Origin of the sequence: Dyadobacter sp. SG02, assembly GCF_900109045.1 — a bacterium.
In the GTDB taxonomy this organism is placed as follows: Bacteria; Bacteroidota; Bacteroidia; order Cytophagales; family Spirosomataceae; genus Dyadobacter.
Window position 1 is genome coordinate 62255 of the sequence record NZ_FNYL01000020.1, and the last position, 23049, is coordinate 85303.

Below are 23049 nucleotides of genomic sequence, written 5' to 3' on the forward strand. Positions count from 1 at the left end.
ATGTATAATATTCACTTATTACCAGCCGAATTCGGTGATGCCATTTTAGTTGAATGGGGAGAAGGTAAACTGCGTTACATGCTAATAGATGGAGGTCCTTATTATAATTACGAACAACTGGCAGCGGGTATTCAGCGGGTTGCTTTTGGGCTAAAGGAATTAGAGCTTCTTATTATCACACATATCGATATTGATCATATTGACGGAATTGTAACATTGCTTAACCAGTCTAAACTTCCCTTCTCGATTAAAGAGGTTTGGTTCAATGGGTATCAGCAGCTCGCCGAAGTTGCTCGGTCGCTGGGAGCGTTGCAAGGAGAATACATTTCAACATTGATTAAGAAAAGATCACTGCCTCATAATTTACATTTTGGTGGAGGGCCTGTCGTAATTAACGATTACACAAACTTACCTGTGGTATCACTTAAAGGAGGTATGGAACTATTGCTGTTAGGTCCAGGTAAAACTGCACTGCAAAAGCTTGAAGCAGAGTGGCTTGAGCAGCTAGATAAATACGGGAAGAATCTTGACATCAAAGTTAAATTGGACGAAGATCATCGGTATACGCCCTCCAATGCATGGCTTGGAGAGGAATTGCCTGTAAAGGAACTGCAGGGTAAAAAGGTGACCGCCGACAAAAGTGCCGCAAACGGCAGCAGTATTGCCTTCATTGGAACCTACAAAAACAAATCCTGTTTGTTTGCAGGAGACTCACCATCGGATAACCTTCTACAAGCCATTGAACCCTTGATTAAAATGAGAGGAGACGAACGATTAACGATAGATGCTTGGAAGCTTGCGCATCATTGCAGCAAGAAAAGCAACCTCGATAAATTGATGGAGAAAATAGATTGCAAGAAATTACTAGTATCATCCAATGGCAAGCGCTACAAACATCCAGACCCGGAATGCATTGCCAAGCTTCTTAAAAACAATGGTCCGGATCTTGGCTTATATTTCAATTACAAGAGCGAATTCACCCTAAAGTGGCAGGATGAGGAACTGAAGAAGGCATACCAGTACAGTACCTTTTTCCCTTTAGAGGAATCAGGCATTACCCTTAGGCTTGTTTGAATAAGTTTCGTTCCTTAATATTTTAAAAAGTAGTATAGGATTTTGATCTAAACTTACTTGGTTTAAAGGAGAAACAGCAGGTAATTTACAAAAAAAGGCATTTCTAAAAACGCTGAGCTTTAACGACTGAACTGTTGTACGGCGGGTTAGAGGAGTGATCTCACATCACCTACGGTCGCGAACTGGAGGAAAAGTAAGCTCGTCGACGCGACTTTGCAACGATAGTTGACATCTGCTACCACCAAGAGGTTCCTATGAAACAACAGTTAGATTCTCGAAATGGGATGGACACCTACTACTCAGGTAGCTTGACAGGGATGGCAAGGTTTTGCAACGTCGTATTTCCTAAGGCTCCGTCGGCTAAAGGCAACGGGGCCATAGAGTCCGATCGTTTTGAAAACCGAAATTGAAGCCAAAAAGGCTCCAAGCCGGTGTATTGACGGTCAGATCAATCATATTAGGAATTCTGATTGTAACCCAGGTAACCATTCGAATCCAGATTAGATTTTCTGCCGCCGCTGTACGATCACTAACAATTGCATCGATCTTGGCAATAAGCTTATTGTAAAGTGCCTAAGCCGATGAGCCGGAAAGTGCCTAGCCACGCACGATCGAAGGACTATTCCAACAGGAAGTGCGCAAGGTCGTGCTATGGTGACGACATTTTGCAGAATCCGAACGAGCGTCTGGAAAATGCAAGGATTGTTGTGTTCAAACTTTTAGAACTTTGAAATCTGAGCGCATCTGCATATTTCCAGGTTCGAAAACTGGTCACTTTTCACTAAAACCAATCTTTTCGTCTGGTAACCTATCCGGTAACCTGGAATTTAGAGTCAGAAAGATTACTGTTTCTGAGACAGTTAGGCGATAAAATGATCCCAGCGGGATAACGGATAGCGCCTCAAATGACGCTTTTTTCATTTAAAAAAGTGGCTATTGTGAATTTTTAAAAGATGAACTCTCCATCGCGGTTCAATCGATGTCAAAGCATCTGGTAACCTTTTCGGTAACCTGCTTTTTTACACATGTTTGGTAAGTTTTGCCAAACACGTTAACGCGCAATAATTTATATGTCTTTCTGGCAATTATTATAGCACAATCCCAATCCCAGGATTTTATAGGTTATAGACTCTATATCTCAATCTTCGCTCATAAAAATCCCTACGCATTTTTCGGGTTTTTTCCGCCTCTCGACGATCAGTAAATTTTTCTGGAGTGACATGCGGATTAGGGCCACTTTGGCCGTTGAGCTGTAAGATGAAGTAATCTTTTGCCTGCCTCTCTTTCTTTGCGCAGTCGGTCACATATGTGCAGGTGTATGGATATATTTCGGACATAAATATAACGTTCTCTTTTTGTAATGGGCTACCCGCCCACTTTCCATTAAATAGAGAATAATGATAAATAAATTTCATCGTCTCATAGGATGATTCTCTATTGGTTGCCGCAAATAGCACACATGAGCAGAGTGCAAAAAAATATTTTTTCATAATTAGATGATATTTTAATTGACCAACGATTAGGTAAATAGATCAGTAATTATTCGGCTATACTGCAGTTGATACCTTCTTTCGGCTCGTAATGGTTTGGTGAAAAATATTGCGCCATTTATGTATTAAAGTAGCTAATATATTTTATCTCTTTCGAATATATGATATATAATTGTTCGAATTTTTTCCTTTCTGAATGGCGATCTCCATTTCTAAGTTATTTGCTGCCACGTTTGGAGTAACTCCATTTTGTGTTTGTTCAAACCCTCTTAGGATTCCCACAAATGTTCCTCCCTTTGGTATAAATCTTATTTTTTTCGTCTCGATCGTAAAAGCTTCCCCGTCCGAGCTGAACATTACTGAGCATGGGAGATTTATCATGAGCTTGTCAACCTTGGGATCATCTGACGAATGAACATACTTCCATACACCAGATATCCTTAGGTTGTGGTTAATTCTACGGCTGGAGAACACCTCTTGGCCGTCACTGAAGATCGAAATGACAGACTGACTCTCATTTATCGATTCCTCTTCAATCGTAATTTTCCGTTGAATATTTCCCGTTATCTGCTCTTCATTTTGGATGAAGTATGAGTCGGAAAGTTCGCTTGATCGACCAATCGATGCTTGCTGGCAATAAGCGGTACCGCCGAGGAATAGAACCAGTATTAGCGCGATTAATAAATTAACAATGGACGGAAACTTTTTTAGCACTGACCAAGACCTCGCCATGTTAATCAAAATTATTGCTTGAAATAGAACAGTTGTAGAGTTTCTCATATTCATATAGGGGGTTCTTATTAGTTAGTAAAAAATATAATATTAAAGTATATTCTTTTTGATTAAATAAACTAGACTAATGAAAGTCATCGTAAACAATTCACAAATTGCTAGATTTACTTGTTAAATGAATGGCACTCGTCTATCTCAATATCTCATCTAAATAGCTTTCATATCCTTCATCGAAGATTTCCAGGATATGCTAGAAGGTTGGGTAGTATCACAAATTCTACTTTTTGAGACAAATTGGTATCACTTCTCCTTCATTTATATACATCTCCAGAAACATCGATTGCCTCCTACTAGGCCCTGCGTCCCCTTGGTTTCACTTAGTTGTGACGGATATCTAGCCCGGATGCGACGTCAAAAAAAGTAATTAGACGAGCACGTCCCGATTCCGTTTGTAGATCATCCGAGAACGAGTGGTATGTATAATGTCACCTGCATCTCAATTATTAAAAATATGCTGATGTTATTCGCTTTGAAGTCGGCTTTAGCAATGAATGAAACACTCCATGTATTTGGCGTCAGATTACTGTCTTGATAACTTGTGAGTAATGCGAGCAAGGAATGAACATCTCAACGACCTAAGGCTTCATAGACGGATGGTCGCATATTCACCTTCTGAAGTTTTATTTAAGCAGGTGTTTAAGCACATATTGAACTAGCTGCGTTCATAAATGTCTGATTCCTATTTATTCTCATTTAAAGAATAAATCGAACTGGTCACCCTTCATGAAGCCTGTCAGTGTAAGATTCAACGTCATTTGATAGCACAACTTATCAATGTCAGCGTAAAAGTCACCTTCGGCCGAGCGTGTATTGATGAGAATTGTAAAAGTATATGTACCAATTTTCATCCAATAAGTGGCAGTACCAGCCATTCCACCTCTGTGCCAATAAGCACCATTGACCGATGCGAACCATCCAAGACCATAGCCGGCATACCCGCCTGGCGGAACACTGACCTGCGAAGGTGTAATCATTGCCTTCCAACTAGCCGACGAAAGTATGTCTCGTTTAGCAGGCATTCCGTCAACGGAGCTGAGAAGTCTTGCCAGATTTATCGATGTACTTATCCAGCCTGCGTGGGCGTCCATTCTTGGTACCGGAAAATCATAGGGCTGATCATACCCGGGATATGAATTGTAGTATACTACTTCATTGGGGTAACGCTCCGACAATTTAGTCCCGCCAATACGCATAGTTTCCGGGGATATGCCGAGCGGTTTCAGGAGATTTTCTTGCACGTACTTTTCGTACTTCATTCCTGATATTTTCTCAATGATCCTTCCGGCAATGTTATATCCTACATTGGAGTAGATCATTTTAATTCCTGGCGGCTCGATAACCGGGCGAGTATCTAATACTGCCGAAATAACCTGTTCGTTAGAATAGTTTAACCATTCCTGCTGATAAAATGGATCGATCCTCGTGGGAAAGTTCCACAAATGGTTCCATGCATCTCCGCCTGCGGTATGATTGAGGACATGCCTCACAGTAATTTGCAAAAGCTGGGGAGAGTAGGGTTGCTTTCCGTAGGTTGTACCAAGAATACCACTTGGTCCGAACACTTTTTGATCTAACGTTAGCTTTCCAGAATCAACAAGTTTGAGAACGGCTATCGCAGTAATCGGCTTGGATAGGCTGGCTAGCCGAAACATGCTCTCAGCTGTCACGGGCACAATCCTTTCCATCTCTGCAAAGCCATAACCTTTTGAATAAACCAACCTTTCGTCCTTTGTAATGGCTAAGGAAATTCCTGGAATATCATATTTACTAATAAATACCTTTACTGCATTTTCGATTGTCGGTATGTCGGCTTGTTTACTCGCTTCCATATAGTATTCCTTGAAGGTGCCATCCTCCGCCGTGACCTTGTATACGAGGCTTTTGCTGAAATCGTTGGAGGTAACTCCGCTGATTTGAGGCGCATTGTTCACAGTTACGCGAGCTGTCTCGGCGGTTTTGAACGTTGCTTTGAGAGCCCAAATGTTGGCTTCATTGGGAATCGTGACTAAGTAATTGTTTTTTGAAGCTATGACAGGCACTGGTACGTCTTCTGCTAAACTCGCGTTATGGACTTTTAAGAACGCGAAGCTCAGGAGTTCTTTGTCCGAGGCCTTGAGAATTGAAACCGTAACTACATAGTTTGAGCTACTGCCGTCTTCGGCAGTAACCTTGTAGGTAACTGGATTGCTGAAATCGTTTGCTGAAACGCCACTTTCTTGGACATGGCCGTTCACGACGACCGTGGAACCAGGAGAAGAAATGAATGATGCCTTCAATCCCACAACTTGCGCGCTAGACGGCAATGTCAGCGTGATGTCGCTCCCGTTGATTTGCCCAATAACATCTTCGGTTAGAGAAACATTTAAGTCTTTCATTAGGGAGAACGAAGACATTTCTTTCAAACTGGATTTTAATACTACTTCTGGCTTGGATGTGCAACACCAATGTGAAATGGCGATGAAAATAGCCGGTATAAGTCTCTTCATAGGAATTGATCTTTTTCCTCATTTACCTGTACATCAAAATGTTAATAGATACAAAATTGCGATTTACGAATCCTTGCAGCAATACTCATTTTTCGGTATTTTTCGGATAATAGAAAACTAACACGCCACTCCTCACAGCACTATGAACAAAAAGCTGATCTTAACGTATCGCGACCATCTTGATCTCCTGAGAAAAGAATCCGAGATGGATAGCTGGGATTACGGTTCGTACTACAAGCAATGTCAACCCCTACTTTCGTTCTCTGAGGTATCCTCAACAGCAATTTTCTTGCTTGATTATACCTCTAAAAAGTATCCCATACTAGGCAATGGAATTGAGCAGGTTATGGGGCATAAGAAGGAGGCGTTTGAAGAAGGCGGTTTGGATTTCATGCTTCAACAATATCGTGATTTCGAAATTTTGAATCATGAGATATTTCCAGATCAAGTGAAAGCTATGAACCAACACGCTCCAGACGAGCTTGCGAACCTGCGATTTTCGCGAAGCTATCGGTTTAAAAGGCACGATGGAAAGATCAACACCGTTTTACAGCGTCACACTATAATTAGTTCTGAGCAGAGTAAGGTACCAGTCGCGATATTTGGGTTCGCATGGGATATCAGCAACCACACCGAAAACGGAAAAGTGATTCACCAGATAGAAAAGTATGATCATACGAAGAAGATTTGGATTCCATTACTTTTCAAGGAATATTACCCTGATATAGATCAACGCAGCCTACTAAGCAGGAGAGAAATAGAAATATTGAAGTGGAGTGTTGAGGGAATGAGCAGTAAGCAGATAGCGGAAAAATTACATATCGCTTTTCATACGGTGAATACCCATCGTCGGAATATGTTAAGGAGAACCAATTGCGGAAATTCCATGGAATTACTTCGCTACGCCATCGAAAATAAGCTATTGTGATTTATGCGCGATGACACAGATTTACCCTTCTAACTATTAATGACACAACACAACATTCAACTAGAAAAACTAAGGGTAAGCTACCTTGAGAGGACAGCTGAAACCGAAAAGACGATCCTCTTTATTCACGGTCGGGCCATGTCTGCTCAATCTTGGGAGAATCAATTTAACAGTGAGATGCTAGCTCCTTTTCGGTTAATCGCATTAGATCTTCCAGGTCACGGCATGTCTGACCGAATTTCATCACACGCTGACAAAACACTATATTCGATCAGGAGCCTGCGCGATATCATCATCGAATTCATTAGTCTGATAGAACTTGCCGATTTTATAATTGTAGGGCTTTCTCTGGGGGCGCACACCGCGCTGCAGGCATTACCTCTGCTGAAAAACTGCAGAGGGATCTTTGCGATGACCATGCCAGCAACGAAGCCTATGAGGCCCGATCTCATGTATCATGATCTGGAGTTGCTTGGTCAGGTTTTCTGTGACAAAGCTCGACCGGAAAACATCGAACGCTATAGTAGGCTACTCCTAGATCCAAGAGCCGGTCAAATTCCGGAATTTGTAAAAAAATCATATTATCAGACTGACCCCAGAATTCACGAAGGAATTCTGCTTGGCCTGATTGATTTGGACTATGAAGATGAAACTCAAATAATTAAGCAAACTGCCATCCCGGTAGCAATTGCGTTAGGCTGCGGAGATCAAATTCATAACCTAAATTATCTAAGTCAATATTCTTTTCCACTATGGAGTGGTGGTTACATTTTGATTCCCGACGCGGGGCACCTGGTTGCTTGGGAAAATGCCCCAAAAGTGAATAGTTTAATCGAATTGTTTGCCTCAACTTGTTTTTGAGAGTGACTGTTGGCGTTGAATTTACCTCAAGCGGTATACTGTCTAAGCCGGCCGACCGAACGTTGTCCTGTTAGTACTCGAATGGAAATGCGAGAATGTACTACTTATCGGTCGGTTCGTCGGCGTATACCCGCTTAGCCGGGAGGTCATTTTGTCTGCTAACCGATTCGTTAATAAAGCAAACAGGATCGGAAAACAGCCGCTGAGAACAGGTTGGCACAATATACATGAACCTTACTTTATAATTTCGAGCGCTTCAAATCCGGCTCTCCTGTTCAAAAAATTTGTTTTCCAGAAGTTTTATTGAGATGCTACCGACCAACAAGGAATTCACAAATCCCTCATCGGATAGATCGGCGTACCACCACTTGCCAGATGTGCTTTTTTCAACTAAATAACGACGCAGATACGCTCTTTTAAAAACGTACATCAGCAGCACGTACGCTTTGCTTAATTCATCACTAGGCAGGGCGAGAACTTTGGGAATACCAATTTTTAGACGGTGAGTACGCAAAAGTACACACGGTGTAAATGTAGGCTTCAATCGGCTTTCTTTAATAGCAAGCTCGACATCGTCGTCAACCGGCTAGATTGCTGGATCATGCCAGAGAACTGCAGCAAGAAAGATCTCTTACTTTCCAGGGTAAGATCCGAAAACCGATTCAATAAGTCATCCGCCGTTCTTAAGGATTGGGCAAACTGGTTCAGGGCTACTTGGTCTTCCAGTGATATTAAAAACATTCTGCACGTATCATACTTTTTATGCAAGGAAGTAATAAAAGAACTGATATCTGAGTCAGGGATATAACTTCCATTTTTTACTTCAACAAAGAAAGATTGCAACCCCGATAAAACTCTATTTGCTAAATGTATTCGATATTACTCCACCCCAAAACAGGTAATCGATATTTATCGCCAAGGAAGGGTAATGAAATCTTGGAATAAAGCTTTAACTTTGATACCGATGCTAGATAACTAAAATGCATCAAAACAGGCTAAAAGAATCGGTTACCGTTTCGGTTACCTATTTTGAAAGGAATTACAAACAATTGATATACAAGCGTTTTCAAAGTTTAAATTGTTCCCAGCGGGATCACTTAAAGCGCCTCAAAAGGCGCTTTTTTCAATCAAAAAAGTCGTTATCGTGAATTTTAAAAAATAAGCCCATCATTACGGTTCAATCCACGTCAAAGCAACTGGTAACCTTTTCGGTAACCTGTTAATGCCCCTTCGGTTTGTGAAAGAGGGTTGCGAGAGAAGGTAAAAATAATTGTGTTAATGAATTGTGTAAATTCATCTGAACCTCAGTTATAAACGAACTTTTGATACTCATACTCATCTTTTCCGAAAGACTGGGCTAGCTTTTTGAAATCATTATTCTTTTTATCGCTACCAAAAAAACAAGAGACCCTTTCCAGGCTCTTATTTTCGAGTACAGGGATGAGATTTTCAGGGCTTTGGTTTTGTGCCATTAAGTAAATGAATTCAATTAAGGCAGGCGCAGATTTCAATTCACGCAAGTCCATCAAACCTTTTAGGTTTTCAAGGTAAATACGCCTCAGTTTCCCCAAGCTAGATATTGAAGGAAACACGGCGAGCTGTGGAAGTGATTGAATAAATAAGTTTTGCAACGATTTTAAATCCGATAGAACCGAAAGGTCTGAAAGTCCTCTAACTTGCCAAACTTCAAGGTATTTCAAATTAGGTAGGGAGTTTAATGCACTTAAATCCCTTATACCTCCTAACTTAATATCAACGGACCACAGACGTTCCAGATTCCTTAGATATTCGATATCCTGGGTTGATATAGATCGTAATACAATTTTTTCGAGTTTTTTCAACTCATTAATGGCCTCAATCCCTTTGCTCTGTCCTTCTATGAATAGTTCGTTAAGTTCAATGAACCGACCAATCGTCTCAATCCTTGGTTTTTTTGATCGAGTCTGATACAGCGAAAGCCGCTTCAAGTGAGGATCGATGTTATCCAGGAACTCAAAGCTATCAAGTCCAAAAACTCCTACATGTAATCCATCTAAGTGCTGGATTCTCGTAACTACATCAATATTAGTGACCTCCATCAGACAATCTACCGAGAGCTCTCTTACCGAGGGTATTTCTTCAATAAAGCTTAGATCACATCTCTCAGAATAGTGCCCATAAACCCTCAGGGCGATGTCTTGACGCTTGGAAAAAACGACTTGTTCCAGTAAGGCAATGGTCTTGGTATCAATCGGCCTGGAAAGCTGGATTACAGAAGTTTTCAGATCTTCTGCCAATTTAGCCAATTCATTCGCGGTCGCGCCTTTTGAAATTTCATAGCGACCAGTGGCCAGGTCTACCGTAGTTAAGCTCACAGACTTTTGTTACATAAAGTAGTATCTGCTAAATATAGGTCTTTTCTTGAATACGTTCATGACGGAATGAATATCACTTTTCCTTATCCATTCATTCGCCCAGTGCGAATGCGGGAACTTCGGGATTGCCTCTTACCCGCAATCGGCCAGATGTACAATTGTCGGACAATTGACTCTGGCCGCCCAATCGCTCCTGAAACGCTGGCGGGAGATTTCTATAAATATTCCCGGCTGACGTGACAATGTAGGTCCGTTAATTCAAAGGACTTATCTCTTTATTGTAGGAGCCTTCGCTGAAATGCCGATGTCGCCTTACCCGAAATTGTAAGCTTCCCCGCATTTCACAGTTGTGCATTATTAAGTTTAGCGGCCTTGACCAGATTGTCTGTATCCGTCCGGCAATACGGGCTTTATCGGACGAATACAGATGTTCGAGGAAAAAATTGAGGACTTCCAGTGGGAATACAACCACTTCAGGCCACACAGTGCACTGAATGAATAACGCTGAAAACTCTATTCGAACCGTCTCGTGGTCCGGGATGGGCAAATGCAGGAAGACTGCTCTTTCTTACCTCTCTGAGCATTTTTTATCGAGATACCAATTACCCTCATATCTTTGATAATATTGCTTTTTGACACCCTCCAGGGTATTGTTAGGTAACAACTTAAGAAAATGATAAGTGCATCTATCATACCAGGGGAGCGAAAGATGGACATTCCCACTTTTATCAACGGATAAGGCTAATATTCCTATCTCGTCAAAAGATTTTAGTGCACCTTCGACATGAGTCGTATCTTCCTTTGTCCATAGTACTTTTTTGTTCTCTTCAGAAGCGAGTTCGACCGAAGATATCTTGTTAGCAAAGAGACTCATCTTTACTCTATGCATTGCATCATGATAAGTGACTAGATAAATACCTTTTCGGTTTACTATGCTCATGTCCCTAAACTCGGAGTAATCAATAGTCTTTAAATCGTCAAATTTTTCCTGAACGCTTTCCTCAGGTGCACATCCACAGAAAGAAATAGCACAGAGCACTAAAAATATAAATTTTGGTCTCATTTCTTAGACTTATTTAGCCGTGTGATTGAGCATTATATATTCCTTTTATTATCAAACGCCGATCATGTCAGATGAGGATTATGAACTGCTTTCGTCCTATTCCACGCCGAATCGGTCATTCATCATATTAATCGCAAACTAAACACAATGCCGCCGCGATTGGTCATGGCGGCAAAAACTTGACCGAACCCCATTTGATTGGTTCGGGCAATATATCATCTGAAACAAAATTAATTTCTCTTTCAAGCTTATGATAAGTCAATCGGTCTTTAAGGTCTCTGAGGTGCCGCGAAAGAAGTTTTACGTTTTGCGGGGGATTCAGTGTATGGAGCCTAACGCAGCCGTTGGCTTCGGAACCCACGATACAAATTTTGTAGTCTTCGTCGTCTTGCAACCCTTCATCGTAAAGGCTATCCGGGTGCAGTAACAGAACAGACTCTGCATGTGATATCAATAATCTTTTTACATCGTCATGAACGATGGCATAATAGCTGCCTGATGGCAATCCAGAGCCCTTCGTAAAGTCTTGTTTGACATAAACCGTATCACTACGATCGTTTAGTTTCAGCGAAAACGCAGTTGAGAAGGTGTCATTGTAAGTAAAATCCAGGGTTTTAATATCCCGGTCACTGGAAGTTGATCCACCGCAACTCAATGTAGCCCATATTAACAAGCCTCCAATCCTCCAATTTCTTTCTTTTCTCATCAAGATACTTATCATAAAAGACCGGGGAAACTGCGCTGCAATTGTTGATCCCAGTGTCGTTAGCTTGATTAAAATTTATAAGCAAGTAATACAATATATCGTAAGCCGAATTTATTTTTCTAACATCTTGAAGTCAAGAAGGTAAGTTATGCAGAGCTTCGCCAATAAGTTCTTCGTCGGTGTAAGGCCCATAAACCCTGGCAGTGTCAAAAAATGTCACACCGTTTTCAAATGCAGTACGAATCGTTTTAATGGACTCCTTGCGATCGACAGGCGGATTATAGTTTCCCGTCATGTTCATACACCCCAACCCAATTTCAGAAACCTCTAAATCTCCCAATTTTCTGGTTTTCATTTTTTGTTCTTTGCTTTTAAGCTTTTCAAATGTGAATGGCGCTCCCGTAGACAATGCCGGGGCAGTGATCAGACGCGCGTCTGCAATCGTTGCAAGCGACAAAAAGTCGCTTCTGGTCATATTATGACTGTCTTTCTCCATGGCACAAAGTTGCCCAAAGCGATGGCGATGAAATAAAGAAAAACAAATGAAAAAGTATAACAATCAAATGCAGCCATTACTTTTGTGCAATGGATAAGCAGCGCATCACACCTACATCGGTTTTCAACCGGGAATTGAAGCTTAAGGGATTCAAGGTTTACAAAACAAACAGCAATTCGGAAGGGCATACATACAGCCGCAAGGACTTTTACAAGCTGAATATCACTTTTGGAAATTTTGTCTTTCATTATGCTGATGGCAGTTTTCGAACAGCTGACATATTCCTGTTTTTTGGCAACCCTCGTATCCCTTATTCCTGTGAGGCAGTCTCGCAGCAGCACCATGGCTATACTTGCCTCTTCACCGAAGAGTTCTTGAAGCTGGGCGACCGCACGGAAAGCCTTCAACAGTCCCCACTATTTAAGATAGGAGGTATCCCGATATTCGACCTGACCGACGCGCAAAAGGACAGGTTTATATCGATTTTTGAAAAGATGATAGAAGAGCAGGAAAGTGAGTATGCTTTTAAAGATGAGCTGATCCGCAACTATATCAACCTGTTCATCCACGAAGCACTTAAAATACAGCCCTCGGAAAACAATTTCAGCCACAGCAATGCGGCTGCCAGGATCACTTCCGTATTCCTGGAACTCCTCGAACGCCAGTTTCCGATTGAAAGTACCGAGCGCCCGCTGGCGCTTCGAACCGCCCAGGATTTCGCAAGTCACCTCTCTGTGCACATCAATTATTTGAATAGTGCCGTCAAACAAATTACAGGAAAACCCACGTCCGCCCACATTTCAGAACGTATTGTTGCCGAAGCGAAAGCATTGTTGCACCACACCGACTGGAACATTGCAGAAATCGCATATGCGCTCGGCTTTGAATATCCTACCTACTTCAATAACTTTTTCAAAAAGAAAACCGGCACAATTCCAAAGTCCATCAGGGCCGCCCACCTTTGAAAGTCATAATGATTCATTTGCTTTTCTTAATTCCCGGCTCTGGTTTATCCAGAACTTCGCATCATCAAAAATGATGCTGCCATGGTCTTCAATTTACCAGGCTGCCGTAGATAGTAAAAACAAAGAACATGGAAAACAACAAAGTGTGGTTGATAACAGGTGCGGGTCGCGGTATGGGCCTCGATATCACAAAAGCTGCGTTGGCAGCAGGCCATAAGGTGGTCGCAACAGGAAGAAATCCAAAAAAGGTGGCAAGGGCGCTCGGTGAATCCCAGAACCTGCTGGTGGTAAAACTAGATATTACAAACCCGGCCGAGGCCGAAGCGGCTGTCCAGGCTGCATTGCACAAGTTTGGCAAAATTGATGTTTTGGTCAACAACGCGGCTAATTTCTATGCCGGCTATTTTGAAGAACTTTCGATGAAAGAGATCGAAATGCAAGTTTCAACCAGCCTATTTGGCCCTATGAAGGTAACGCGCGCCGTATTACCGGTCATGCGTAAACAGCGTTCCGGCCATATCATCACGATTTCGTCAACTGCAGGTCTGGTCGGATTTACGTTTTGTTCTGCATATGCAGCTTCCAAATTCGGCATCGACGGCTGGATGGAATCGCTCGCCACAGAAGTAGAACAATTTGGCATCCACACTACCACCGTAAACCCGGGCTTTTTCAGGACGGAATTATTGACGGAAGAGTCAACCCAATATGCCGACGATGCGATCGCAGACTACGATGAAGGGCGCAAACTGCAACTGGCTTTCTGGAAAGGGGCTAACGGACAGCAGACAGGAGATGCTGCAAAGCTTGCCAAAGGATTGCTTGAAATCGCTAAGGAGCAGACACCTCCAAGGCGTTTTCTTGCCGGAGCAGATGCAGTCGCAACCGCTGAACAAGCGAGTGACACATTAAGAAAAGAAGCAGACGCCTACCGGGACTTGTCAAGTAACATGGCGTTTGATCAGGTGTAATGTTAGACCAGCGCCATGTTATACTATTGTTATAACTCGTGTATTGACTCAGTTTCGGTTAGCTAAGGTTGAAATTGATTTCAAACCGTCTAGCATCCGGTTCGACATTTGTTCGGATGTTGATACGGTAGCCTTTCAGCTTGCGCTGAGGGGCTTTTTTGCGTTTAGTTCGTGGATTATAATCTATTCCCCTTTTTGTCAAAATCGATCCTCTGGTTTGGCTCCGACTGCTTGGAGTAAACATTTTTTTTGACACAACTCTTGAAATTGGGAAAAGAGTTAAATATATGTCATCCTAATTACCCGGAATACACTACGTAAAGCGAAGCGAATTTCCGGTTTGATATCATATACTAAACGCCATTAACAAAAGGTGAAATTTTAACTGTTGTCTCAATAGGTCAGCGGTGGGTCGTAAAGCGAACAATAGCTCCCGGGCCTCTCTCAGGCGCGCCGCAAACTTGAGAAATGCTCATTTTATTCAGTTGTGAGCGTAACCAGGATAAAATATCGGAGATCGCACGCATACATTATCTACGAATATAATTTTAAGGGGAAGCTCATAGAGAAGGATGATCCAGCGAACCCACAGAATACTGGGGACTGGGTTACTACGGATACCAAAGCCCTCGCGAATCGTAGATTTTGGGTTCAATTGAGTTGTGATGACCCTAATTTCCATAAATTACTATGGGACGTTGCTGTCCCTGACACGCTGCTGAATATCCCGGTTAAGGGATGGAAAAAATTACCTTCCGGGTTAAAGCCTTACAAAAATGAGTAGTGTTCAGGTGGAGTTGTAAACATTATTCAGGTAAGGTAAATAAATCATCGACATATATTATTTTCCCTGTCCTGAGCATATTCATCGTTCTGTACCCGACAAAGGCAGCTGCTTCTTCATGGTCACTTGAGGGAATATAAGCTAATTCGAAGTTTTTGCCCTTCATTAGGAGAAGCACTTGTTCTACGTAAGTCTCCGGATTGAGATTCGGCCAGAAGGCTAATATAGCTTCGCCGGCGAATTCGATATCTTCCGCTGTCTTTGCTTTGATGATTTTCAAGGTTGTTGGCTGCCCATCATGCTAACAATTTTCTGTTTGGGGATTCAACTTTTTATTTCGCACATGGCTATCCTGTTACGGGGAAGCTAGCGAAAGTTGTCGCCTTATTTAATACGCCGGTTATATTACAGACTTGCCCGGTACCGCATCAATCATCACTCCTAGGCTTTGTTCGCTGAACATCTCCGGTACGATCTTCTCGATGAGCGACTGCCGCTTCTGGGTAGCCTGCGCTTCATCCAGGAAAGCGGTGGATTGTAAAGACAGATAGTGAACTGTATTGAGCCCAATGCATCCGAGGGCGGCCGAGAGATACGGCGTGAGGAAGTCGGGCTGGTTGGCCCGATCGCCGGCAAACACTGCACCAGCGGCGATCCCGACAAACACGGGCCGGTCACGGAGCAATCCAACCTTGCCAGCCGGGGTCGATTGCATCGTGCGACCGACACGCAAGACCTGATCCAGCCATGCCTTCAGAACCGAGGGGATCGTAAAGTTATTCATCGGCGTTCCGATCACAACAACGTCCGAGATCTCGATCTCGTGAATTAGCAGTTCGGATAGCCTAATAGAATCACTGGATGGTTTCAGCGCGGCAATTGTTGCAGGTGTTGCCAAAGCAGCCGCGTAATCAGATCCCGTATGGGGTATCGGCTCATAACCCAGGTCCCGACGACTGATTTTGGCGTCGGGACGGATCGTTAGGAGCTTTTCCACTATTGAAGCCGAGAGCTGACGGCTGTGCGAATCAGGCCGAGGGCTGCAATCGATGTGAAGAATATTCATGGACGTATGCGGATGATCGTTTTTCCGGTGAGCCTTACGTTCGGAGCGAATGCCGCAACCGCGTCGTCGAATGCCGCTATATTTCCAATGTTTGTTTTAAGCCGGCCATCCCGCACACGCTCGGCAAGCTCAATCAATTGCCCGCGATTGGCTTCAACAATGAAATCTACCGTACGGCCATCAACGGGTTTGGCATCGGTGGGACCGGCGATCGTTACCAGTGATCCGCCCGGGCGAATCACTCCCGCCGATCGCTGGGCAATATCCCCGCCTAACACATCGAAAACAAGATCGACCCTGCCAACGTCTTCGAGCGTACCATTGTCGAGGTCAATATATTCGTGTACGCCGAAGTCGTGAGCCGCCTGACGACCGCTTGCGCGACCCGTACCGATGACATATGCACCAACTTCACGGGCGAGCTGAACTGCCATCGATCCTACTACACCTGCTGCTCCATGGACAATTACGCTTTGCCCCGATTGAAGTCGGCCATGGTCGATTATGCCTTGCCAGGCGGTCAACCCGGGCATTACCAGCGCAGAGCCAACGGTGAAGTCAACATCTCCCGGTAGCGGCGCAAGATTCCGTGCCTCAATGGTTATGTATTCTGCCAACGAGCCATCGCGATACCAATCGGCGAGACCAAATACGCGCTGTCCAATTGATAACCCGGTCGTGCCGTAGCCGAGCGCAGTGACGACACCTGACAATTCGTGCCCGGGGATCGACGGTGTCCGGTCGGCATCGTACCGATCCGTCCAGGTCGATGGCCAATCAAGCTCATTGAATGTGAATCCCGATGCGTGAACCTGAACGACAACTTCGTTCATTGCGGCGGTCGGCTCCGGCCGATCCGTCAGCTTCATTCCGGCCGTTCCTTCGGCCTGGTCAGTTACAATAATTGCTTTCATAATACACCTGCTTTTACGCTCGTAAGTGGTTTACAATAATTTTTAAACACAAAGCAAATTCATACTTTTTGGTAGTCTGAATTGTCAAACTTCAAATAAAAATGAGGGATGTCAAATCTCGCCGGCGGGGGTAACTGCTGGAAAATCCTTGTCAGGATTCGATACGTTGTTCATAAAGTTTGTTAAAGAATACATCGCTACCAGGCCGACAATTTCGATGATGTTTTCGTCTGTATAACCTGCATCGTGAACGGCCGCTAAATCGGCGTCAGTAATATTTCCGCGCGTCTGGATCACTTTGCGTGCAAACTGCACGGCAGCATCGCGTTTTGAATCGTTTGCGTGACCTTTTCGGGCGAGAATGATTTCATCGGCATCGAGTTTGGCCATATGCTTTGCCGTATAACTGTGCACGGTCAGGCAATAATTACAACCATTGACTTCGGAGACTACAAGACCGATGCTATCGCGAGTCTTTACATCCAGCGCTTTGCTCATGGCCCCGAATAGCTGAGCCCACGCATTGAACGCAATAGGGCTAGCCGCGAAGGTTGCCATCATATTTGGGGTGAAGCCGATGTTTTTGGTGAACATATCCAGAGTCGGTTTTGATTCAGCTGGAACGGCTTCGGGCTTAAGTGCTTCAATTCTAGGCATTATAGAGGCTTTATGTTTGTTTAAAATAACTATACTAAATCGAGTACTTCTTCGACCGGCCGGCGGGGCTTCTGCTTCCAGTTGCCGGGGCGCTCAGGCCCTACCGACAATAGCATAACCGGTACTTCGTCGTCCGCAAGTCCGAATTCACTGGCTACCGCATCAAAATCAAATCCAATCATAGGCGTAGATCCCATGCCGAGTGACCGAGCCGCATAGATTATCGCCGCTGCGCCAAACGTCGCAGTGCGTACGGCTTCGTCACGGCGGCGCTGAGGATATGCCATATATAGATCACGGGCGGGAATTTCCCATTCCGGTACCATATTTGCCGGCATGACACCCGCTTCAACTAATGGCGCAAGCCGGTTCGGTATTACGCTGGTATCAACCAATTGGCCGATAACGATAAAGGTGACGGCAGCGTCCGTAATCGCAGGTTGATTCCAGGCAATCGGACGTAACCTGGCTTTTGATTCGGGAGTGCGCACAGCGATGAAACGCCAGTTTTGTAAATGAAATGATGTGGGTGCAGCGGTGCCAATTTGCACTAGCTCACGGATTTGGTCGTCACTCAGAGTGGCTGTTGTGTCGTAATATTTGGACGCACTCCGACTTAGAATGGTTTCAATGACAGCGTTAGTCATAATTCAAATAAGGTTTGTATGATTTTTAATCTCGGGCTAAAATTAGAAGGCGTTTTGGTTACCTTTACGGGCCAAAATTAAAATACTAACGGGTCCAGATATGATAAAAAAATTGCTAGAAATTTCGTTTCGAAAAGATGGAGAGCACAGTCCTTTATACCAGCAATTAGAATCACAAATTATTCAGTTGATTTGTCGCGGCATCTTGAAACCCGGACAGGCACTACCTTCTTCACGCTCGTTGGCACAGAGCCTGCAACTGAACCGTAAGACGGTGGTTGCGACCTATGAAGAACTGAATGCGCAGGGATGGGTTGAAACCCGCGAAAGAAGTGGCGTGTATGTTTCCAGTCACCTGCCAGATACTTCTGCACGTACCATCGAAGAAAACAGTAAAAAGCTGATCCGTAGCCAGCAACCAGGTTACCACCAGATTTTAAAACATCCCGCTGATGTCATTGCCGGAACAGATCGAAGTATGGATGTCAATACCACGGGGACCCGGCAGCATCTTTATAAAATCGATGACGGTTTTCCTGATGCCAGAATTGCACCTATCGAGCAACTCGTGAGAGAATACCGAAGGCTGGGGAAAAGCCGGTTTACAAATCAATTTCTCATGTATGGTCCCGAGCACGGCTCTTACAGGCTTAGGGTCGAACTTGCTAAATTTCTAAATCGAACCCGGGGTATGCAAATCACCGAAAAGGAAGTACTGATTACCAAAGGGACGCAAATGGCCATCTATCTGGCTGCTCAGCTACTGATTAGTCCCGGGGATACTGTATTTGTGCCGGAGCCAGGCTATTTCGATGCGAATCGGACTTTTCAGCTGGCGGGAGGTGATCTGGTTTTCATACCGGTAGATAAAGATGGGATGGACGTAGACATGATTGAACAATTTTGCAAACGGAAGGTGCCAAAGCTGATTTATATTATTCCACACCACCACCGTCCGACGACTGTGACGATGAGTGCTGAACGGCGCATGCGGCTCATGAACCTGGCCTGCAAGTACGGATTCGCGTTACTCGAAGATGATTACGATTTTGATTACCATTTTGCCAGCAATCCTCTTTTGCCCTTGGCTACCCTTGATGCTGCGGCGCATATCATTTATGTAGGCTCCTTTTGCAAAAGCATCGCACCAGGTATCCGAATCGGGTTTATGGTTGCACCGGAAGCGGTAATTAATGAATCCGCGACAATCCGTAAATTAATCGACCGACAGGGTGAACAACTGCTGGAAGAGGCGACGGCCGAACTTTTGAGTAACGGTGAAATTTCACGGCACATTAAAAAATCGTACAAAATCTACCAGGGCCGCCTGGATAATACTTGCCGTCTGCTTTCCGAGCGCCTGGAAGAATATTTAACCTTTGAGCGGCCAGACGGTGGGTTGGCAATCTGGGCTAACTACCGAAAGAATATAAGTGCCAGTATGGTCGCTTCGAAAGCATTAAAATTAGGATTACAGATTAGCGATGGCCGCAATTACTTTTTCCAACCTAATAATACCATGTCGGATAGCTTCGTACGGATAGGCTACTGCTCCATGGATGAGGCTGAAATGGCGCAGGCAATTGACATATGGAGCAGATCAATTTAGGATTTGAAATATTGTTCCTCTACAATTTTGCCGTTTTCCCAAACGGATCGAAGTATTTCGTGCCAAAAAATTTTACTTCCATCCTTCATGTCAAAGTCAAAAGTAAATTCAGCGAATGAGATGTTGCCATTTAAAGAAGTGTGATGCATAGTGATACCATTTACAGCAGCAATGGCGCCGGCAAAACCTTGCATTTTTGCGAGCATCTCTGACTTTCCGTTGGTCACTGTGCCATCAAAATCAATGGTTCTAACGTTCGGGGCGAAAAATTTTTCTGTTGCTTCTACGATTTGACCTTTTTTGACCATATCGTTTTTTGCTGATAAAATTTCATTGAGTGATTGTTCCATTGTTATAATCTTAGATTTGTCTGTCATTATTGACATTGCAAAACTCAGATTATCCAAAGGCAAAAAAAATGAAGCAGATCAAGAAAAAAGGTTGATGTAGTTCAACTTTTCGCCCTAGCCCTCTTGTTTCTGATTCGTGAGAGGAACTCCGTCGACATCCCCAGATAGGACGCTAATGCATATTGAGGTACGCGGTTGGCAAAGTTCGGGAAGTTCAAGGAAAAATTTTCGTACCGGGCTTCGGCATCATGAGTAAGGTTGAAAAGTATTCTTCGATGTTCAAATGCGAGCCCCTTCTCAGCTATGATTCTAAAAAACGTTTCGAACTTGTGGCTGTTTTTTTTCAGCTCCTGCTCTTTTTCATATTCAATTTGTAAGATAGTGCTATCTTCTAATGCAACTATAAAAAGGGTTGCCGGGTGCTGATATATGTAACTGTTGAAATCAGACGCCCACCAATTTTCGATGGCAAATTGAAGGGTGTGATCCTGCCCTTCATTGGTTATAGCATACGTTCTGAACGCTCCTTTTACAACAAATGATCTATGCTTGTTCGTAAAGTTAGGTTGCACGATAAATTGTCTCTTTTTTACTTTAACTTCTTCAAAGGCGGTCGCAAACTGCTGAGCTTCATCATCTTCTAACGATACAAAATTTTGCACGTAATTTATCAGTTGAGTTTTACTATTCGGTTGCATGAACTCTTGATGTTTGGCATGGATTGCAGACAAATGGTGCTTTCGATATCTATAAAACTACACCCGGCTACACTGCTCTTGTCGATACTAGAATAGGTGCGCCATTGTAAAAGTGCATTTTTTCATCCCCACAAATATACGGTTCAACCGGTTTAAACAGAAAATAGCGTCTCCTACGCCTACTGGTTACCGTTAGTTACTTTTATAAGCTTTCTAGTTGCTCCAGGTTACTAGTCATTGCCTTATAACAGTGAAACTCATTCAATCAAATCTGGACCCTTTACTATTTTGAATTTGGCCCATAACCATAGCCAAATTTCAATTTAACTTTACGTCCAGCTTACGGTTATCGGACACGAAATGCAGTTTCATAGATCCTACGTGGTATCTCATGCCCTTTTTCGATAACTGCTCGGTGAAAAGAAAAGAAATGTTTGTGGTCGATCCGAAACAAAAAAGGTAGTCAGACTGAGTCGAATTATTGCCAGTTCCATTGACTAGCTTCAAACATTAGAATCATGCGAAAGGCGGGTTTAAAAACATTCGAGTATGTCAGCGGTCTTTCACCTTATTGGTGTTTGCTGATCTGCGGAAGAGGAGGTGTATTATGAAAGCGATCATTCTAACGGATCAAGCGGCCGAAATGGCCGGAATGAAGCTGGCCGAGCGGCCGGAGCCGCAGGCGGGCATCAACGATGTAGTCGTTCAGGTTTATGCAGCGGCAATGACAGGAGATGAGGCTAGTTGGCCCTCGACTTGGGTTGACCGGGCGGGTCGTGACAGGACATCCTCTGTACCTGGTCATGAGCTGGCTGGCGTGGTTACGGCCCTGGGCTATGGAACAACAGGGTTATCGTTAGGACAACGGGTGTTTGGGCTCACAGACTGGACTCGTGACGGCACCCTGGCTGAGTACGTGGCGGTCGAGGCGCGTAATCTTGCGCCGCTCCCGGGAGATGTTGACTTTACGGTCGGCGCGGCTTTGGTCATGCCGGGTTTGACTGCATGGCAGGGGTTGTTCGAGCATGGCCGCCTTCGTGCCGGCCAGACTGTGCTTGTGCATGGTGCGGCCGGAATAGTCGGTTCAATGGCGGTCCAGCTTGCACGGCAGGCCGGTGCCTACGTTATCGGAACCGGGCGTGCTTTTCATCGGCAGACGGCGCTGGACTTTGGGGCGCATGATTTTTTCGACTTGGAGAACAATCTCCTGGAAGATATCAGTGAAGTCGATTTAGTTTTCGATGTTTTCGCCGGTGAAATCGCCAAGCGATCTCTGGGCGTGGTTCGGGCCGGCGGAAGGCTGGTCACCATCGCCGGGCCGATCGATGCAACTGCAGCCAACACGCTGGTGATCGACTTCGTTGTCGAACCCGATCGTGGACAGCTTACCGAACTAATCAGGCAGGTGCGGGATGGGCGTTTGAGAACGCATATCGGCAATGTCGTCACCCTTAACGACGCGGTTGCGGCCTTCAATCCGGCGATGCGAATCAACGGGAAGACAATTATACGCGTTCGTCCGTGACCATCGGGGACGGCCGGTGAATTCTTCCAGATCCGTCAACTGGCGGTTAATAATGGATTTATACATGGTGCGGAGATTCTTGATTCCAAATCATGGTTTATGGATGCTATTTGGACTGCGGTTTAAGCACAAGCGACTTAAAGAATTTCGATTTCGGTGGGGGATGTTTCTGATATCACCCGCACTCGGATCTCGTGGCGTGCGTATATATGATCACGTTAGATTCGCTCCGGTATTCTTGATTTATCTCATAATTCCTTAAAAAGTAAAATGGAAACAATCGTATTACACGAGCACAATAATGGAATGACCTTTTTTTCAATGGAAGTCGATGGGCATGAAGTAGGCAGAATGATGATTAACATTAATTCCGGCACATTGAGAGCTGGTCATACTGGTATCGATCTTTCTCGGCAGCATAAGGGATACGGTAAAAAATTGGTCGATAAGATGGCTGAATATGCACGCGAAAACGGACTGAAAGTAATACCAGACTGTGGCTTCGTTAACATGATGTTCAGCAAGCATCCTGAGCTCTACGGCGATATACGTGGTACGAGATAACTATGGAAGAGAACAAAATTTTTACACCAGAACTTTTCAATAACATAAT

At 44.1% G+C, this 23049-nt stretch carries 22 protein-coding genes and 1 pseudogene; 8 read left to right on the top strand and 15 right to left on the bottom strand.

The annotated features are described in order from the left end of the window. On the top strand, positions 1 to 1074 hold the full coding sequence (locus BMW93_RS32590) for an MBL fold metallo-hydrolase (protein ID WP_090386580.1): 1074 nt from the start codon (positions 1 to 3) through the stop codon (positions 1072 to 1074). Positions 1075 to 2189: 1115 nt separating this feature from the next. Here BMW93_RS32590 and BMW93_RS32595 read toward each other — a convergent pair. From BMW93_RS32595 to BMW93_RS32605, 3 genes are all read right to left on the bottom strand, one after another. Continuing rightward, on the bottom strand, positions 2190 to 2564 hold the full coding sequence (locus tag BMW93_RS32595; protein WP_090386582.1) for a hypothetical protein: 375 nt from the start codon (positions 2562 to 2564) through the stop codon (positions 2190 to 2192). A 144-nt stretch (positions 2565 to 2708) separates the two neighbouring features. Beyond that, positions 2709 to 3344: a hypothetical protein gene (locus BMW93_RS32600; RefSeq protein ID WP_143061766.1), complete on the bottom strand. Its 636-nt coding sequence runs from the start codon at positions 3342 to 3344 to the stop codon at positions 2709 to 2711. Between the two features lie 701 nt (positions 3345 to 4045). Beyond that, entirely contained in the window at positions 4046 to 5842 is a 1797-nt protein-coding gene (locus BMW93_RS32605; protein WP_090386586.1) for a serine hydrolase, read from the bottom strand. Between the two features lie 142 nt (positions 5843 to 5984). Between BMW93_RS32605 and BMW93_RS32610 the strand changes: the two genes are divergently transcribed. Further along, complete coding sequence (locus BMW93_RS32610) at positions 5985 to 6770, top strand: response regulator transcription factor (protein ID WP_090386588.1); 786 nt, start codon at positions 5985 to 5987, stop codon at positions 6768 to 6770. 39 nt (positions 6771 to 6809) lie between these two features. Further along, complete coding sequence (locus tag BMW93_RS32615) at positions 6810 to 7631, top strand: alpha/beta fold hydrolase (protein WP_090386590.1); 822 nt, start codon at positions 6810 to 6812, stop codon at positions 7629 to 7631. Between the two features lie 256 nt (positions 7632 to 7887). Here the strand turns inward: BMW93_RS32615 and BMW93_RS36170 are convergent. The 5 genes and pseudogenes from BMW93_RS36170 to BMW93_RS36020 all read right to left on the bottom strand — a co-directional run bounded on the left by BMW93_RS36170 (position 7888) and on the right by BMW93_RS36020 (position 12250). Beyond that, a pseudogene (locus BMW93_RS36170) lies at positions 7888 to 8372 on the bottom strand (DUF5958 family protein). A 563-nt stretch (positions 8373 to 8935) separates the two neighbouring features. Continuing rightward, positions 8936 to 9985, bottom strand: coding sequence for a hypothetical protein (locus BMW93_RS32630; protein WP_143061767.1), 1050 nt, complete (start codon positions 9983 to 9985; stop codon positions 8936 to 8938). A 568-nt stretch (positions 9986 to 10553) separates the two neighbouring features. Further along, the gene (locus BMW93_RS32635) at positions 10554 to 11048 is read right to left on the bottom strand and encodes a hypothetical protein (protein WP_090386597.1); all 495 of its coding nucleotides are present in this window, start codon (positions 11046 to 11048) and stop codon (positions 10554 to 10556) included. Between the two features lie 163 nt (positions 11049 to 11211). Continuing rightward, positions 11212 to 11754, bottom strand: a complete 543-nt coding sequence (locus tag BMW93_RS32640; protein WP_143061768.1) for a hypothetical protein — start codon at positions 11752 to 11754, stop codon at positions 11212 to 11214. A gap of 133 nt (positions 11755 to 11887) precedes the next feature. Further along, positions 11888 to 12250, bottom strand: a complete 363-nt coding sequence (locus BMW93_RS36020; RefSeq protein WP_229241081.1) for an aldo/keto reductase — start codon at positions 12248 to 12250, stop codon at positions 11888 to 11890. An 89-nt stretch (positions 12251 to 12339) separates the two neighbouring features. Here BMW93_RS36020 and BMW93_RS32650 point away from each other — a divergent pair, with 89 nt between their 5' ends. Continuing rightward, positions 12340 to 13215, top strand: coding sequence for an AraC family transcriptional regulator (locus tag BMW93_RS32650; RefSeq protein WP_090386601.1), 876 nt, complete (start codon positions 12340 to 12342; stop codon positions 13213 to 13215). A 128-nt stretch (positions 13216 to 13343) separates the two neighbouring features. Then, a complete protein-coding gene (locus tag BMW93_RS32655) occupies positions 13344 to 14186 on the top strand; it encodes an SDR family oxidoreductase (protein WP_090386605.1) in 843 nt (280 codons plus the stop codon). Positions 14187 to 14992: 806 nt separating this feature from the next. Here the strand turns inward: BMW93_RS32655 and BMW93_RS32665 are convergent. The 5 genes from BMW93_RS32665 to BMW93_RS32685 all read right to left on the bottom strand — a co-directional run bounded on the left by BMW93_RS32665 (position 14993) and on the right by BMW93_RS32685 (position 18254). Continuing rightward, the gene (locus tag BMW93_RS32665) at positions 14993 to 15250 is read right to left on the bottom strand and encodes a hypothetical protein (RefSeq protein ID WP_090386609.1); all 258 of its coding nucleotides are present in this window, start codon (positions 15248 to 15250) and stop codon (positions 14993 to 14995) included. Positions 15251 to 15370: 120 nt separating this feature from the next. After that, positions 15371 to 16036, bottom strand: a complete 666-nt coding sequence (locus tag BMW93_RS32670) for an FMN-dependent NADH-azoreductase (RefSeq protein WP_090386611.1) — start codon at positions 16034 to 16036, stop codon at positions 15371 to 15373. Then, positions 16033 to 16950 carry an NADP-dependent oxidoreductase gene (locus BMW93_RS32675; RefSeq protein WP_090386613.1) on the bottom strand — a complete coding sequence of 306 codons (918 nt, stop codon included), beginning with the start codon at positions 16948 to 16950 and terminating at the stop codon, positions 16033 to 16035. Before BMW93_RS32675 ends, BMW93_RS32670 begins: the two co-directional genes overlap by 4 nt. 111 nt (positions 16951 to 17061) lie before the next feature. Further along, entirely contained in the window at positions 17062 to 17607 is a 546-nt protein-coding gene (locus BMW93_RS32680; protein ID WP_090386615.1) for a carboxymuconolactone decarboxylase family protein, read from the bottom strand. Positions 17608 to 17636: 29 nt separating this feature from the next. Further along, on the bottom strand, positions 17637 to 18254 hold the full coding sequence (locus tag BMW93_RS32685; RefSeq protein WP_090386617.1) for a nitroreductase family protein: 618 nt from the start codon (positions 18252 to 18254) through the stop codon (positions 17637 to 17639). A 100-nt stretch (positions 18255 to 18354) separates the two neighbouring features. Here BMW93_RS32685 and BMW93_RS32690 point away from each other — a divergent pair, with 100 nt between their 5' ends. Then, positions 18355 to 19863, top strand: coding sequence for a PLP-dependent aminotransferase family protein (locus BMW93_RS32690; protein WP_090386619.1), 1509 nt, complete (start codon positions 18355 to 18357; stop codon positions 19861 to 19863). Here BMW93_RS32690 and BMW93_RS32695 read toward each other — a convergent pair. Both BMW93_RS32695 and BMW93_RS32700 read right to left on the bottom strand, forming a co-directional pair. Continuing rightward, positions 19860 to 20213 (bottom strand): SnoaL-like domain-containing protein, encoded by a 354-nt coding sequence (locus tag BMW93_RS32695; protein WP_090386712.1) that lies wholly within the window; start codon positions 20211 to 20213, stop codon positions 19860 to 19862. The two genes, BMW93_RS32690 and BMW93_RS32695, sit on opposite strands and share 4 nt — an antisense overlap. A gap of 101 nt (positions 20214 to 20314) precedes the next feature. Continuing rightward, positions 20315 to 20911 carry a Crp/Fnr family transcriptional regulator gene (locus BMW93_RS32700; protein ID WP_090386621.1) on the bottom strand — a complete coding sequence of 199 codons (597 nt, stop codon included), beginning with the start codon at positions 20909 to 20911 and terminating at the stop codon, positions 20315 to 20317. A gap of 607 nt (positions 20912 to 21518) precedes the next feature. On the opposite strand from BMW93_RS32700, the gene BMW93_RS32705 reads away from it, so the two are divergent. Both BMW93_RS32705 and BMW93_RS32710 read left to right on the top strand, forming a co-directional pair. Continuing rightward, positions 21519 to 22436, top strand: a complete 918-nt coding sequence (locus BMW93_RS32705; RefSeq protein WP_090386714.1) for an NADP-dependent oxidoreductase — start codon at positions 21519 to 21521, stop codon at positions 22434 to 22436. Positions 22437 to 22706: 270 nt separating this feature from the next. Next, a complete protein-coding gene (locus BMW93_RS32710) occupies positions 22707 to 23000 on the top strand; it encodes a GNAT family N-acetyltransferase (protein ID WP_090386623.1) in 294 nt (97 codons plus the stop codon). The last annotated feature ends 49 nt before the right edge of the window (positions 23001 to 23049 follow it).

Bases quoted from the DNA above. Each gene is read 5' to 3' on its own strand.
- BMW93_RS32590 (WP_090386580.1), top strand. From the start codon at position 1: ATGTATAATATTCACTTATTACCAGCCGAATTCGGTGATGCCATTTTA.
- BMW93_RS32595 (WP_090386582.1), bottom strand. From the start codon at position 2,564: ATGAAAAAATATTTTTTTGCACTCTGCTCATGTGTGCTATTTGCGGCA.
- BMW93_RS32600 (WP_143061766.1), bottom strand. From the start codon at position 3,344: ATGAGAAACTCTACAACTGTTCTATTTCAAGCAATAATTTTGATTAAC.
- BMW93_RS32605 (WP_090386586.1), bottom strand. From the start codon at position 5,842: ATGAAGAGACTTATACCGGCTATTTTCATCGCCATTTCACATTGGTGT.
- BMW93_RS32610 (WP_090386588.1), top strand. From the start codon at position 5,985: ATGAACAAAAAGCTGATCTTAACGTATCGCGACCATCTTGATCTCCTG.
- BMW93_RS32615 (WP_090386590.1), top strand. From the start codon at position 6,810: ATGACACAACACAACATTCAACTAGAAAAACTAAGGGTAAGCTACCTT.
- BMW93_RS32635 (WP_090386597.1), bottom strand. From the start codon at position 11,048: ATGAGACCAAAATTTATATTTTTAGTGCTCTGTGCTATTTCTTTCTGT.
- BMW93_RS32640 (WP_143061768.1), bottom strand. From the start codon at position 11,754: ATGAGAAAAGAAAGAAATTGGAGGATTGGAGGCTTGTTAATATGGGCT.
- BMW93_RS36020 (WP_229241081.1), bottom strand. From the start codon at position 12,250: ATGGAGAAAGACAGTCATAATATGACCAGAAGCGACTTTTTGTCGCTT.
- BMW93_RS32650 (WP_090386601.1), top strand. From the start codon at position 12,340: ATGGATAAGCAGCGCATCACACCTACATCGGTTTTCAACCGGGAATTG.
- BMW93_RS32655 (WP_090386605.1), top strand. From the start codon at position 13,344: ATGGAAAACAACAAAGTGTGGTTGATAACAGGTGCGGGTCGCGGTATG.
- BMW93_RS32670 (WP_090386611.1), bottom strand. From the start codon at position 16,036: ATGAATATTCTTCACATCGATTGCAGCCCTCGGCCTGATTCGCACAGC.
- BMW93_RS32675 (WP_090386613.1), bottom strand. From the start codon at position 16,950: ATGAAAGCAATTATTGTAACTGACCAGGCCGAAGGAACGGCCGGAATG.
- BMW93_RS32680 (WP_090386615.1), bottom strand. From the start codon at position 17,607: ATGCCTAGAATTGAAGCACTTAAGCCCGAAGCCGTTCCAGCTGAATCA.
- BMW93_RS32685 (WP_090386617.1), bottom strand. From the start codon at position 18,254: ATGACTAACGCTGTCATTGAAACCATTCTAAGTCGGAGTGCGTCCAAA.
- BMW93_RS32690 (WP_090386619.1), top strand. From the start codon at position 18,355: ATGATAAAAAAATTGCTAGAAATTTCGTTTCGAAAAGATGGAGAGCAC.
- BMW93_RS32695 (WP_090386712.1), bottom strand. From the start codon at position 20,213: ATGGAACAATCACTCAATGAAATTTTATCAGCAAAAAACGATATGGTC.
- BMW93_RS32700 (WP_090386621.1), bottom strand. From the start codon at position 20,911: ATGCAACCGAATAGTAAAACTCAACTGATAAATTACGTGCAAAATTTT.
- BMW93_RS32705 (WP_090386714.1), top strand. From the start codon at position 21,519: ATGAAAGCGATCATTCTAACGGATCAAGCGGCCGAAATGGCCGGAATG.
- BMW93_RS32710 (WP_090386623.1), top strand. From the start codon at position 22,707: ATGGAAACAATCGTATTACACGAGCACAATAATGGAATGACCTTTTTT.